This window comes from Kangiella geojedonensis, from assembly GCF_000981765.1.
In the GTDB taxonomy this organism is placed as follows: domain Bacteria; phylum Pseudomonadota; class Gammaproteobacteria; order Enterobacterales; family Kangiellaceae; genus Kangiella; species Kangiella geojedonensis.
Genome location: NZ_CP010975.1, coordinates 442647 through 456230, shown reverse-complemented (window position 1 = coordinate 456230; position 13584 = coordinate 442647). Strand labels below are relative to the sequence as shown.

General features: G+C 44.6%; 11 protein-coding genes. 6 read left to right on the top strand and 5 right to left on the bottom strand.

What is annotated here, in order from left to right:
* The first annotated feature begins 170 nt into the window (after positions 1-170).
* Entirely contained in the window at positions 171-749 is a 579-nt protein-coding gene (gene nfuA / locus TQ33_RS02135; RefSeq protein WP_046560609.1) for a Fe-S biogenesis protein NfuA, read from the top strand.
* Between the two features lie 52 nt (positions 750-801).
* Here nfuA and TQ33_RS02130 read toward each other — a convergent pair whose 3' ends face one another.
* Genes TQ33_RS02130 through glnE form a run of 4 tightly spaced genes read right to left on the bottom strand, consistent with a single transcriptional unit; the run spans position 802 to position 6224 of the window.
* The gene (locus tag TQ33_RS02130) at positions 802-1665 is read right to left on the bottom strand and encodes an energy transducer TonB (RefSeq protein ID WP_046560608.1); all 864 of its coding nucleotides are present in this window, start codon (positions 1663-1665) and stop codon (positions 802-804) included.
* A 19-nt stretch (positions 1666-1684) separates the two neighbouring features.
* Complete coding sequence (locus TQ33_RS02125) at positions 1685-3073, bottom strand: aspartate kinase (RefSeq protein ID WP_046560607.1); 1389 nt, start codon at positions 3071-3073, stop codon at positions 1685-1687.
* Between the two features lie 30 nt (positions 3074-3103).
* Positions 3104-3313: a zinc-finger domain-containing protein gene (locus TQ33_RS02120; protein WP_046560606.1), complete on the bottom strand. Its 210-nt coding sequence runs from the start codon at positions 3311-3313 to the stop codon at positions 3104-3106.
* 28 nt (positions 3314-3341) lie between these two features.
* Positions 3342-6224: a bifunctional [glutamate--ammonia ligase]-adenylyl-L-tyrosine phosphorylase/[glutamate--ammonia-ligase] adenylyltransferase gene (gene glnE, locus TQ33_RS02115; RefSeq protein WP_046560605.1), complete on the bottom strand. Its 2883-nt coding sequence runs from the start codon at positions 6222-6224 to the stop codon at positions 3342-3344.
* A 205-nt stretch (positions 6225-6429) separates the two neighbouring features.
* On the opposite strand from glnE, the gene TQ33_RS02110 reads away from it, so the two are divergent.
* Positions 6430-7017: a LemA family protein gene (locus TQ33_RS02110; protein ID WP_046560604.1), complete on the top strand. Its 588-nt coding sequence runs from the start codon at positions 6430-6432 to the stop codon at positions 7015-7017.
* 14 nt (positions 7018-7031) lie between these two features.
* On the top strand, positions 7032-8993 hold the full coding sequence (locus TQ33_RS02105) for a M48 family metallopeptidase (protein ID WP_046560603.1): 1962 nt from the start codon (positions 7032-7034) through the stop codon (positions 8991-8993).
* A gap of 47 nt (positions 8994-9040) precedes the next feature.
* On the opposite strand, the gene TQ33_RS02100 is transcribed toward TQ33_RS02105, so the two are convergent.
* Positions 9041-10570 carry a CYTH and CHAD domain-containing protein gene (locus TQ33_RS02100; RefSeq protein WP_046560602.1) on the bottom strand — a complete coding sequence of 510 codons (1530 nt, stop codon included), beginning with the start codon at positions 10568-10570 and terminating at the stop codon, positions 9041-9043.
* A 265-nt stretch (positions 10571-10835) separates the two neighbouring features.
* Here TQ33_RS02100 and TQ33_RS02095 point away from each other — a divergent pair, with 265 nt between their 5' ends.
* The 3 genes from TQ33_RS02095 to TQ33_RS02085 all read left to right on the top strand — a co-directional run bounded on the left by TQ33_RS02095 (position 10836) and on the right by TQ33_RS02085 (position 13574).
* Positions 10836-11510: a TIGR00153 family protein gene (locus TQ33_RS02095; protein ID WP_046560601.1), complete on the top strand. Its 675-nt coding sequence runs from the start codon at positions 10836-10838 to the stop codon at positions 11508-11510.
* Between the two features lie 74 nt (positions 11511-11584).
* Positions 11585-12832: an inorganic phosphate transporter gene (locus TQ33_RS02090; protein ID WP_046562232.1), complete on the top strand. Its 1248-nt coding sequence runs from the start codon at positions 11585-11587 to the stop codon at positions 12830-12832.
* A 133-nt stretch (positions 12833-12965) separates the two neighbouring features.
* Complete coding sequence (locus tag TQ33_RS02085) at positions 12966-13574, top strand: TIGR04211 family SH3 domain-containing protein (RefSeq protein WP_046560600.1); 609 nt, start codon at positions 12966-12968, stop codon at positions 13572-13574.
* Positions 13575-13584 lie beyond the last annotated feature (10 nt).

Below are 13584 nucleotides of genomic sequence, written 5' to 3'. Positions count from 1 at the left end.
CAAGTTATTAATACTAATAGAAATATCTTAATTTTTAATACAGAAGCCATTGTCAGCAATTTTTAGTCGTTTTCTTCATTCTAACGGTTGCAATTATCGCTGCAAGCCCTCACATACGGTATACTAGGAAAATGAATAGATTTACTGATAGCAAAACGGTTTAGTTATATATGATTAATGTTTCAGAAGCAGCACAAGAACACTTTCGCCGCTTACTTGCTGGGCAAGAAGATGAAAATACAGGCATCCGCGTATTCGTGGTCAACCCTGGCACAGCTCATGCAGAATGTGGTGTATCTTACTGCCCACCCGATGCAGTTGAAGATAACGATACCGAGCTTAAATTTGAAGGTTTCTCAGCGTTTGTTGATGAAGACAGCGCGCCTTACTTAGAAGAAGCCGAAATTGACTACCAGAAAGAAGCAACCGGCGGTCAGTTAACCTTAAAAGCACCCAACGCCAAAGCGCGTAAGGTTGATGACGACGCACCGGCAGTTGATCGTATTCGTTACTACTTAGAGTCTGAGATCAACCCAGAACTCGCTAACCACGGCGGTCAAGTCGCTCTAACTGAGTTTACCGACGACGGTATCGCGGTACTTCAATTCGGCGGCGGTTGCCAAGGCTGTGGCATGGTCGACGTCACGCTGAAAGAAGGTATCGAAAAAACCTTGATGGAAAAAGTCCCTGAAGTCAAAGGCGTAAAAGACGTCACAGAACACGCCGCAGGTGAAAATCCCTATTACTAATTTTCATTAGTTAATAGTTTAAAAAGGCGCTTTTCAGCGCCTTTTTTATCTATTACCTACGCCTTGTTCTACTGGAAGCCTGAATCTCAAAATTATATTTATTCTTTAAACTTTTCTGAATAACGGGCTTTCCATTCTCCAATTTCACTTGAAATCGTGCGTTCTTTAGATAATGGTTGACGGACTCTTTAAAGTAATCATCTTTCCAAGAGTCTTCATTAAACCTTATGTCAGTTACAAATCCCTCTTCATCGATATCAAGATCAACATCAACACTGGTTTCATAACCTCTTAAATGGGCCTTAGCGGGGTACTTTAAGGGTTGACTAAAAATAATTTTAGGATTTCCGCTGTCACCACAATGGGGGACAAAACCAGAGGCAGAATCAGACCATTTAGACATATCCAGATTAGTACTCCTTACGGAACCAAAAGCATCTTGAAACTCAACTGTTTTGAGAAAACGATTGATCATCGCCTTATGCTCTTTGCCCATAAAGCCAGCCTCAAGCATCAGCCTCCAACCATTACGCTCTTTTGAAAAGTATGTTGCAAGCCCTGCACCACTTGGAGAGAAGCTACCCGTTTCTACATAATCGAAATACTCGCTAAAATCTTTTGAGCCTAACTCTACCTTCTCATAGCTCTTTTCCAACTTTTTTTGAAGATTTGACGTTAACACTTCATTGCTAGGGAATGCTTTATCGTCCAATAGATAAAACTTTAACGTTAAACCTTCATCATCAGAATAAAAGGTAATTGGCAACATTCCTCTACTTGGACTTGGCAACTTGCAGGGATTTAATTCGCTTGCCACATCTGGAGCCTCAAAAGTCACTCCATGACGTAGCTCAGTTGAGTTTGCTGTTTGTGACAATAAAAACAATGTAGATATGAAAAATATACTTTTCCCCATTAGAAAACCCTTTAGTTTATTATTGTATTAAATGTCCATGCAGTAATTTCAGTATATCCAAAGCGTCATCATCACTGACGAGGAATGATAAGTGTTGATCGCTTGAAGTGTGGCTAAGGAGTAGCCATTGGTCTGGGAGCTCTGCGTCGATTTGTAGCAAGTGCCACAGGGCTTGGCTCGATTGGCAGCCGACTAGCGTAATGATTGCGCTGTGCGACAATAAAACACTGCGACACATTTCAGCCAGCTTTACCGACAATTCGTTCAGTATATCTTCACCATGAATGCTGTTGCTGGTTTCGACTGCCATGACTAGTGATTCTTTGGTCGAAGCCAACAGCTCACAGCCAAGCTCTAATTCATTAAAAACAGTGAATACTTTTTGTAGAGTTTCAGGCTGTTGACCACGACGACCTAGCAACAGTGTCATCACAGGAATCTTTTGCTTTACAGCAATCGACTTCACCCAACGCGAATCTTTTTCGTCACCATTAATCAAAGTTCCCGCCTCAAGTGGCTGGTGCGTATTCTTAATTTCAACAGGAATGTGGTACGGCATGACCGTACTTAAGCATCGTGGGTGCAAAACCTTAGCGCCCGCTTCCGCCATTTCAAAAGCTTGGGCGTAACTGATCTGCTCAAGCTTCTTGGCTTCGCTTAACTTATTTGGATCCGTGGTGAACATGCCTGCCACGTCAGTCCATATTTCTAGTTTTTTCGCTTCTAGCAGCGCCGCCACATACGACGCCGAAGTGTCCGAGCCTTCTCGGCCAAGCAATACGGTTTCACCGGCTTCGTTACTGGCGATAAAGCCTTGAGTTAACACCACATCGTAGCTATCTGCCCACTGCTGTGACAACTCGTGATCAGGACGTGGGTGACAAACGGCATTGAGGTATTGATCATTAACGTTGCTGTTGACTTCAACTTCTGACACAAACAGTTTGCGCGCATCCAGCCACTGAGTTTTTTTATCGCTGCTTAACTGCTGTTCAAGAAACGCGGCCCCTAGGGTCGAGGATAGTAACTCACCATAAGCGACCAACTCAGCTCTAAGCTTCGAAGTTAAGACTCCATGCTCCGCTACTTTCTTTGCTGAGGTCTCTAACGAATCCAGCCATGGCGTTAATAACGAAGATTCTAGCTGTAGCTGACTCGCCATTGTTTGGTGGTAATCTTTTAACTCAGCAAGTAACTCTTGATGTTCACTCTTGGCCGCTAACTGTGCTAACTGCTCAAGTCTATTGGTGACATTTTTAAAAGCAGAGTGCACCACGGCAACTCGGAAACCTTGTTGCAGGTTATCCGAAACGATTTGAACGATGTTGTTCCAATCATCGAGGCTCGACACACTGGAGCCACCAAACTTTAGAACAACCCATGAAGGTCTTTGATTATCTTGTGTCATATAAAAGTGATTCTTATTAAAACCGAAAGGTTAAGACTTTACGATAAAGGTATTTCCACAATAAGGGCAATGACCTCTACCGTCTTCGATAGGGATAAACACACGAGGATGCTGACTCCACAAGGTCACATCAGGCATGGGGCAACATAAAGGCAAGTCATCAGCCGTAACCTCGATAGTTTGCTGCTTTACTTTCTCATTAGCTTCATTAGCTTGTGGTTGTGCGTTTTGTTCAGTCACCGTCAGCTCCCTGTTTTCACTTGTAGATTCATTGTACCTCGACATTCTCAAAAGTCGAATGCCACAATTCGCTCACCTGCTGCCGCTCCTGAGTCAGCTCATCTATTGGTATTAACTGCGGCTGGCTTTGTAGTGAACTGTGATTTCCAACTTCACGGAAAGCACGATAATTCATTATTAACTGGTCCCGTACTTCTTGTGAGATCAGTCCATGTTTCGCTAGTAGCTGCAACCAGTCGACATTGTTAAAAGGCAACTCTTGATTACTTAAATGCTCCATCAAAATAGCCGAGTGACTTAGCGCCCAGTACTGGACCAAAAATTCAATATCAACTAACCCGCCTTCGCCTTGCTTAATATCCCACAGCTTGCTGTCTGACTTGTTAAGGTTGTCACGCATCTTTTGTCGCATTGCCACCACATCCGACGCTAAATCATTGCTCTCAGACTGTGGAGAGCTTGGCTTCGCTAAAATCTCGGAACGTAAAGCCATGTACTCTTCACGTAACGGATAGTCCCCTGCAATCGGCCGTGCCCGCACAAGAGCTTGATGCTCCCAAGTCCAAGCTTCGTTATGTTGGTACTTTTTGAAAGCATCAATATGGCTAACCAACATTCCTGCACGCCCTGATGGTCGTAATCGAGTATCAACCTCATACATGATGCCTTGCTGTGTTCTAGTGCCAAGATAATGCACCAAACGCTGCGCTAATCGGGTATAAAATTGATGGAGCTCTAATGTCTTTTCACCGGAATGGTTTTTGCCTGAGGTTTCAGACTGGCTGTCACCTTGATATAAAAAAACTAAATCCAAGTCCGAGCCATAGCCAAGTTCATCACCACCCAACTTGCCATAACCGAGCACTAAGAACCCTGAAGCCAATCCTTCTTCACAACCAGGGGGTACGCCGAATTTTGACACCGTTTCACGCCACGCAAATTGTAGTAAATACTCAACAATCACTTCGGCAAGATCGGTTAGTTGCTGTGATACAGCGCTAATATCAAACCTGCCGGTCAAATCACCTGCCGCAATTTTGAACTGGCTTGATTGCTTGAATCCGCCCAGCGCTACCAGTTGACCTTCAATATCATCCGCCTCAATTCGAATTAACGCTTGGCGTAACTGGCTGGCTAAATCCGCTTTACTTAACTGCTTGCCGAAGTTACTGGGGAATAGCAACTCATCCAACAATGATGGATAAATCGACATTTGTTTGGCTAACCAGCGAGAACGTGACACCAGTTGCACCAAGTACTCCAAGACCGGTAAGTTTTCAGCTAACATCTCGAAATAAGCTGTTCTACGACCTACCCCTTGTAGTAACTCAATACATCGTTGCAGGGTGGTTTCCGGTTCTGGCTGAGCACCCGCTTCTATCAGTAAATGGGGCAGCAATTGATCCAAACGCACCAAACCACGGCTGCCTATTTTCCGCTCAGAGAACTCTCCTCGAAACTGGTTAACCATAGCCACCATAGCTGGCGAAATCGACAACTTTTGCTGTAACGCCGTCTCTGCGTTTTGGTCAAGACTTCCTTCCAGCCACTTACTGACACGCTCACAATCCTCATCAACTTTATCTTCATCGTGCGGGTCGTGGAATAAACCTTTAAAGAAATTCGCCACGTGATTCTGATGGTCACTCAAGCTTTCCGCTACTTCACCCCAACCCTCAAGCCCAAGCATCGCTGCGACTTGCCGTTGCTCCAGCGTGTCCGTGGGAACCTCCTGCGTCTGTTCCTCATCCCTAATCTGTATCGCGTTTTCCAGCTTTCTCAAAAACTCATAAGCCTGCTTAAGAGGTTTCGCTTCCTGCGCAGGAATAAACTCCTTCACCTGCAAGGTATCAAGACTATGCCACCAATTTTTGGTTTGTAAAACGGGATGACGACCGCCCCCAATAAGCTGCAATGACTGCACAATAAACTCCAGCTCACGAATACCACCCTCGCCAAGCTTAATGTTTCCCTTAGCATTTTTTCGCAGAAGTTCACTGGCAATTTTTTGTTTTAATTGTCGAATCGACTCCAGCACACTGAAATCAATGTACCGGCGATAACTGAATGGCCGAATGATCTGCTCAAGTTCAGCTTTATTCTCATCGCTACCATTCACAACACGGGCCTTAATCATGGCGAAGCGTTCCCACTCTCGCCCTTGCTCAAGGTAGTAGTCTTGTAGCGCATTAAAGTTTGTGACCAATGCGCCACTTTGCCCATAAGGCCTTAGTCGCATGTCGACTCGGTAAACGAAACCATCGTAGGTCACGTCCGACAACAAACTGATCAGCTTTTGGCCGAGACGGATAAAAAACTTTTGATTTTCGACAGGTTTCGACTGCCTATCCGTTTCGCCTTCTTCTGGGTAGGCAAAAATCAGGTCAATATCCGAAGAAAAGTTCAATTCACGGCCACCGAGCTTACCCATGGCTAGAATTAACATCTGCTGTACATCACCACTAGCGCCATACGGCTTACCATATTGTTGATGATGGTGGTGTTCAGCCCAACGATAAGCCGCCTGGATTAAAATATCGGCCAATGTCGATTGATAAAAAGTGATGGCTTTAATGTCGGCTAGCTGGAACATGTCGTTGACGGCAATTAAAATCGACCAATAATGACGTTCTAGGCGCAACTTTTGCTTCATATCAAACTCAGACACGCTTAAATCAAACGTATCTTGTAGCTGACTCAAGCCCTGTTCGATAGACACACCATTGATCGCATCCAATAACCACTCTGGCTTTTTCACAGCCCAGCGTGAAATGTAGTCGCTCGACGCCAATACTAACCTCGCTTTATCCTCATCAAACGACTCTTCGGAGGTTAAAGCGTCACGCCATTCACCATAGCGTTTGTCGGCGAGCTCTTTAAGCGATGCTGGAAGGCTAAAGTCAGTTCTCATGCGTATTTTCGGCTTAAAAATAGTAGGAATTCTTAGATGTTACGACAATACGTTGATATCGTTCATAAATCAATTTAAGCTTTTCTCTTTCTGTGCTATAACTTGTTGATAATCATAAACTTACAGTTGTTTACAAACTATAAGTAGTTAAAATTAAGTTTCATTGCTAGGATTAAAGAGCTAATTTAAAAAGGAGTCTCTCACGATGGGTACAATAATCACCTTGGCGGTGATCGCGGCTTTAGTGCTGTTTTTCATCACCATTTATAACAAACTCGTTACGTTACGAAATCGCTTCAAAAACGCTTTTGCGCAGATCGACGTACAACTGAACCGTCGTTACGACCTTATTCCTAACTTGGTCGAAACCGCTAAAGGCTACATGAAGCACGAGAAAGAAACCCTTGAAGCGGTTATCAGTGCTCGAAATGGCGCGGTTTCTGCCAATCAAGCTGCCGCCGCTAACCCGGATGATCCAGATGCTATAAAGCACTTGAATCAGGCCGAAGGCCAGTTAACTGGTGCTTTAGGTCGTTTGTTTGCGCTATCAGAAGCTTACCCTGATCTTAAAGCAAACCAAACCATGGAACAGCTGATGGAAGAGCTCAGCACCACTGAAAACAAAATTGCTTTTGCACGCCAGGCTTATAATGATGCTGTGATGGAATACAACACGTACCGTGAGCAGGTGCCTAACAACTTTATCGCCAACCCATTTGGCTTTAAAGAAGCTGAACTGTTTGAAGTTGAAGACGAACAAGTTCGAGAAGCCGTTAAGGTATCATTCGACTAAGATACTGATATTTTATGGATTTCTTTGAGCATCAAGCAGCAGCTCGGCGTAAAACCAAGCTGCTGATCTTTTACTTTCTGTGCGCCGTAGTGCTCATCGTTATTGCGTTAAATTTTGCCCTGTGGGGTTTATTTAATGTCAGTGGTTTCACCACCAATGGCGAAGAACAAGGCATACCGCTTTCCCAATGGTTTAAAGAAAGCTGGTTCTATTACATTACCTTCGGTTCGATTGCTTTAATCATTCTCGGTAGTCTATATCGCTGGATTTCTTTAGCTGATGGCGGCAAAGCAGTAGCTCGCATGGTGAATGGTCGCGAAATCCTTCCAGACACAAATGATCTACTTGAACGACGTTTACTGAATGTCGTGGAGGAGATGTCGATTGCCTCTGGTACTTCAGTACCAACGGTTTATGTAATGGATCAAGAAGATGCCATTAACGCCTTTGTGGCGGGTATCGAAAGTGCTGATACCGTCATGGTGGTCACTCGTGGAGCTTTAGAACAGCTAACACGCCAAGAACTGCAAGGTGTTGTTGCTCACGAGTTCAGTCATATTTTTAATGCGGACATGAAGATTAATGTCCGTTTAATCAGCATCTTAGCCGGTATCCTGATTTTAGGCCAAGCGGGTTACTTCATGATGCGTGCTTTCCGCTACGGTGGTACTACTCGTAGTAGCAAAGAAAGCGGTGGCGCTGTGGTAGCTGTGCTTTTGATTGGCTTATCGGTATATGCCATCGGCTCCATCGGTCTCTTTTTTGGTCGCTTAATTAAAGCGGCGATATCACGCCAACGTGAGTTTTTAGCTGACGCCTCCGCGATTCAGTATGCCCGTGATAACGAGGGGCTAGCAGGCGCCTTCATTAAAATTCAGCGTCAAAGCTCCCTGCTCAACAACTCACACGCTGAAGAAACCAGCCACATGTGCATTGCTGAGCCTATTAAGCTTAGCTTCAATAGTTTGGCCACGCACCCACCGATTGAGAAGCGACTATCGGCAATCATGCCGAGGTGGCGACAATTCAAAGAGCAAAAAGATCAGGAAGCTGAGCGTAAAGCTAAGCAAAAAATTCGTGATATGGAACGCCACCAAGCACAAGTCGAAGCTGAAGCAGAGGACAAAGGTTTTGATATTGGCGGGCTCGCCGATACTGTTGGTAAACCAACGACCATGCACATGCACGCGGCAGGTGAACTGTTGATGGCTTTGCCAGCTATTATCACCGATGCTGCCCATGGTCACCACTCCAGCAGTCATGCCATGCACTTGGTATTCGCACTACTGTTAAGCGACCATGGCCAAGTTGATGAGTCTTCGTTAAAAGCCATCGAAGCCATTTACGGTGCCGAAAGTAGTGAGCGCATTTTAGAGCTTGCGAGTCATATCACCAAAGACCAACGCCAATTACGCTTGGCGATACTCGATCTAGCGATGCCCAGCTTGCGTCGCTTATCAAAGGTAGAGCGTCAACAATTCTTTGGCTTACTGCGGAAACTGATACATCAGGACAGTCATGTCAGTCGCTTTGAATACGTGTTGTATTGCTTGATCCACAAAAACCTAGTGGGCTCTGGTCAACAGAGTCAAAAGTCGATCACACGCTTTAGTAAAGTTGAGAGTGAACTTCAGTTATTATTATCAGCCGTCATCCATGCCAGCGGTCAAACGCAAGAGACGAAAGAAGAAGTGTTCCAACAGGTTTTCGACGGTTTCAGCGCTAACCAAGTAAAACTACTGGATGAAGAGTTTGATGCCGAAGCCTTCCATCAAGCGCTAAATAAATTACGCAGACTCTCTCCAATGCTGAAAAAGCCACTGTTGAATGGCCTTGAGGAAGCAATTGAGCAAGATGGCGTCGTCAAACATCAAGAAATTGAATTATTACGCGCAATCGCAGAGTGCTTAGACTGCCCTATTCCACCAATTATCGAAAGCGCTCAGAAAAAAGCAGCGGACCTGGCTAACTCATAGCAGTGAGATAGCCAGTGCTTTATTGTTTTAAATAGAATAAATAGGAATTAATTCCAATACGGATTACGCGCCAAGGCTTCTTCACGCATACCTTTAAGCACCACCAGTGTTTCCGTCTCCGTATCATCAATCAACGGATCTTCAACACCCTCAGCTTCCAGCGCTTTTTCGAGGTAGACTAACTGCTGCAACAGCTGGATATTAGCCACGATATCCGCCCAGCCACGTCGATATTCACGTCGAGCTCGATCATCGAACAAGCACCCAAAGAATAAACCAATATCAAGCGTTCGGCTCATTTTGGGCAAGTACTCGATGTAATCTTGTTTACTCAGAGTGACTTTTTCCGACAAATGGCGTCGCATATCTCGTAACAAGTGTTGCAGCTGCTTCGTTGCATAAGGATAAATTTCTTTCTTCTGAATCTTATCGGCATTACTGTCGCCAATCGCTTCGCGCCATTCTTTTAAATAGAGCCAGCGTGAAAAACGTAACAGCTTCAGGTTGTAAGATGGGGTCATCAAGTACTCAACAAAGCGTTGATGCGCTTTTTTAAAGGCTTGCTCTAACCCTTCCTCTAATAACTCCAGTTCTTTATAGTGGAAGCCATAAAGCTTACTGTTCTTCAACCAGTTGATTTCTTCAGCGATGGTAAACAGCTTAGAGAAATTCTGCGTAATCTCACGCCAGTCTTTGCGTAAATGAATCAGGCTGTGGCGTGGTATAACCGCCGCAAACACAGAGTACATGGTTTGCATAAACATCAAGGCTCGATTTAACTGTAAAACCGCTTCAATACTGGGACCACGTTTAATCTTTTTGATGTGATACTGCCAGTGCTCTAACCCCTTGTGTGCCACACTTTCAAAAGCTGCTTCAGCAGAGGTTTTCGAGGTTAGGTTAACTAAGTTGAGATGCTTGGTATATTCAGGAGCCGAGTGACATAGACGATAACCACGTTCAGCCTTACTCTCGCTGTCCAGCGCTAAGTCAAACTTCTCAATCAGCTTTTTGCCAAGTTCGAACAGCACACTAGCTTCACCATCCTTTAACTCTAACTCAACTTCGCACAACTCCTGCGAAGTATCAGTCATATCTTCAGCCATGCAATTGATCTGACCTTGATCCAACGCGACCTCGACTTGTGCCCCGTTATAATCAATAGTGACCACATCTCGGCTAAAGTTTGTGGTGAAAATAGGCATGAATGGGCCATCTTCTTCTTCAGCCTCTTCCAACAAAATCATCAGGTAAGGCTCGTCCACCAGCTCAAGCTGAAGCTCGCTCTTAGAAATGTCATGCTCAGACTCATTGCGCTGATATAAACCACCTACAACTCGCCCCGCTGACTTCACAGACTGAATATAACGTTCGCCATCTTTGCGAATGCGCAGACCGATATCAGTTTCTCTAAGTCTATGATTTTTCGTGTCAAAATAGGTGTTATGAAGGATTTTTTGCTCCCACTCCAATTCTACAGAGTTCTCTTCAGAGCATCCTGCCTCCTTCAGCCAATCTTTTACCTGTTGAATCTTATCGGCGCTTGCTGACAGCTTTAATTCTACTTCAATCGACATGTTTTATTGTGCTTAATAGCAAACTCATTGCCTCAGTTTACAGCGGGAATTCAATCTTGCCAAACCCAAATTCGGAACAGCCTATCTAGTAACACTGCTATAATCCTTAGCTGGACTCAGGATCTTGATAAATACCGGAGGGACCCCCGTGAAGCTCCTAAGTCGAGAGCAATACGACAAAGTGCGTTTGTAGTAGCCAGTCAGAACCATCTTCACTATAATGTGGCATTAAATTTCACTTGTAATTAACCTTTTTGGGGTAGATATGGCCAACTCAATACTCGATATGTTTGCGTCATCACCGATTCGCCCAATGCAGGATCATATGGGCAAGGTACATGAATGTGCCAAGCAACTGATCCCATTTTTCAAGGCGACTCTAGCGAAAGATTGGCAGGAAGCGGAAAAACTTAAGGATAGTATTCGCCAACTTGAAAACGATGCCGACGATCTAAAGCACGATCTTCGCATGCACCTTCCTAAAGGGCTTTTCTTACCAGTCGCACGTACAGACCTTCTTTCTCTTCTGAGTAAACAAGACAAAATCGCTAATATCGCACGAGATATTTCAGGTGTCGTGTTTGCACGCAAGATGGAATTCCCTGAAAACGTTCATGCTGACTTACTTGGCTTGATCCAGCGCTCTATTGATGCCTCGAAACAAGCTTTTAAGGCGATTAATGAACTGGATGAACTTTTAGCCACAGGCTTCAGAGGCCGTGAAGCTACCTTAGTTGAAGAACTCATTGAGCAGTTGGACTTAATCGAGAACGACACTGACGATCTGCAGAGAGCACTATTGTTTAAGATTTTCGAACAGGAAGACGAGCTTCCTCCTGTTGCGGTCATGTTCATGTATAAAGTCATTCGTTATATTGGCGACCTTGCTGACAGCGCTCAAAGCGTCGGCTCACGCCTCGAAATGACTATTGCGCGTTAATTGATAGACTCAAGTTGATAGACCAAGTTCAGTAGGGGGAACTTTTGGATTTTTTAATAGCAAATGCAGACACCATGATTTGGATTGCCGTAGCATTCGGCTTCCTCATGGCATTCGGTATCGGTGCCAACGATGTGGCCAACGCGATGGGTACTTCGGTTGGCGCTAAAGCACTGACTCTCAAGCAAGCGATTATTGTTGCGGCAATTTTTGAATTTGCGGGCGCTTATCTTGCCGGTGGCGAGGTAACGAAAACCATCCGTAAAGGCATGATCGACTCCAGCTACTTTAATGGTCAGCCTGAATTATTGGTATTCGGTATGATGGCCGCTTTATTGGCCGCGGGTATATGGCTATTAATAGCTTCTAAGCTAGGTTGGCCAGTCTCAACGACCCACTCTATTGTTGGTGCCATCGTTGGTTTCGCTGCCGTTGGTGTGACTACGCAAGCGGTCAACTGGGGCAAAGTAGGCTCAATCGTAGGGAGCTGGGTAGTGACTCCGGTGTTAGCTGGTGTGATTGCGTTCCTCATCGTACTCAGTGTACAAAAGCTGATTCTAAACACCGAAAATCCTTTCCAAAAAGCTAAACGTTATGTGCCTGTTTACATGTTCCTGGCAGGCTTTGTCATTGCTTTAGTTACCATCATGAAAGGCTTGAAGCACGTCTTTAAAGACAAAAGCATTGAGCTAAGCACCTTAGACATCTATTTAATCGCAGCAGGCGTGGGTATCATTATTGCTGGTGTTGGTGCTATGTTTATTAGCCGTATTAAAGTCGATAAGAAAGAAAACAAAGAATACCAGTTCGCTAGCGTTGAGAAAGTGTTCGCGGTATTAATGATTGTTACCGCTTGTGGTATGGCATTTGCACACGGTTCTAACGATGTCGCCAATGCGATTGGCCCACTAGCGGCAATTGTGAGCGTTATTCAGAGTGGTGGTGAAATCGGTGCTAAAGCAAGCGTTGACCCAAGAATCTTGTTGGTTGGTGCGATTGGTATCGTTATTGGCTTGATTGTATTAGGTAGCCGTGTGATGGCGACTATTGGTCAAAAAATCACACACTTAACCCCTAGCCGAGGCTTCGCCGCGGAATTAGCAGCTGCTTCAACCGTTATTATCGCCAGTGGTGCAGGCCTACCTATCTCGACTACGCAAACCCTAGTGGGTGCGGTTCTTGGTGTTGGCATGGCACGCGGTATCGCAGCATTGAACTTAGGCGTTGTGAGAAATATCTTTGTTTCTTGGGTAGTTACCTTACCTGCCGGTGCCATTTTATCGGTTATCTTCTTCTATATTTTCAAGGCGATTTTCTCTTAAATCCCTTAAGATATACCGATTAGTTCTAAAGCTTTAAAGAAAAGGTGGTCACATCAGTTGATCACCTCTTCCCCACCCTTATTTACTGCTATATACTTGCCCACTTAAACCGTTTAATCTGACCAGGATTGATATGTTACGTATCCTGACTTTATGGGCAATATTCTTCACTTCTGTGGTATCAGTTAATCTGGTTAATGCCGCCGATGAAGCTTCCTCAAACAGCCCTAAAAATACAACAAATTTTTATGTCTCTGATGATATTGGTGTTGTGCTTAGAAGCGGCCCAACCAATCGTTACCGTGTCACTGGTAAGATTGCCGCTGGAACGCCCATAACCATCTTGCAAAGCGATACTGCTAACGACAGTAGCGAAGTTCGTGTTGCTAACGGTGATACCGGTTGGATCCAAACCGACTATATTACCGATCAGCCAACCGTTCGCGCCAAATACCAACAGTTGTTACAAGAAAATATCCAATTAAAACAACAGGTTGATGAGTTAGCACAAGATATCGCTGATAAAGGCAACATTATTCAACTCAATAACAACCTGCAGCAACAAGTCTCTGAGTTACAGAACGAAGCAGACACATTGCGTCAACAAAATGCCTTGCAGAAAGATCGTTTTCATAAAGATGTATTCTATGCTGGCGCCTTGGTATTGTTATTTGGTATGTTCCTGAGCTGGGTACTATCTAGATTTAGTAGAAAGAAACGTCAAAGCTCCGGTTGGCGTTAAGGTTTATAGG

Coding starts and splice junctions, on each gene's coding strand:
- nfuA (WP_046560609.1), top strand. CDS start 171: ATGATTAATGTTTCAGAAGCAGCACAAGAACACTTTCGCCGCTTACTT.
- TQ33_RS02130 (WP_046560608.1), bottom strand. CDS start 1,665: ATGGGGAAAAGTATATTTTTCATATCTACATTGTTTTTATTGTCACAA.
- TQ33_RS02125 (WP_046560607.1), bottom strand. CDS start 3,073: ATGACACAAGATAATCAAAGACCTTCATGGGTTGTTCTAAAGTTTGGT.
- glnE (WP_046560605.1), bottom strand. CDS start 6,224: ATGAGAACTGACTTTAGCCTTCCAGCATCGCTTAAAGAGCTCGCCGAC.
- TQ33_RS02110 (WP_046560604.1), top strand. CDS start 6,430: ATGGGTACAATAATCACCTTGGCGGTGATCGCGGCTTTAGTGCTGTTT.
- TQ33_RS02105 (WP_046560603.1), top strand. CDS start 7,032: ATGGATTTCTTTGAGCATCAAGCAGCAGCTCGGCGTAAAACCAAGCTG.
- TQ33_RS02100 (WP_046560602.1), bottom strand. CDS start 10,570: ATGTCGATTGAAGTAGAATTAAAGCTGTCAGCAAGCGCCGATAAGATT.
- TQ33_RS02095 (WP_046560601.1), top strand. CDS start 10,836: ATGGCCAACTCAATACTCGATATGTTTGCGTCATCACCGATTCGCCCA.
- TQ33_RS02090 (WP_046562232.1), top strand. CDS start 11,585: ATGATTTGGATTGCCGTAGCATTCGGCTTCCTCATGGCATTCGGTATC.
- TQ33_RS02085 (WP_046560600.1), top strand. CDS start 12,966: ATGTTACGTATCCTGACTTTATGGGCAATATTCTTCACTTCTGTGGTA.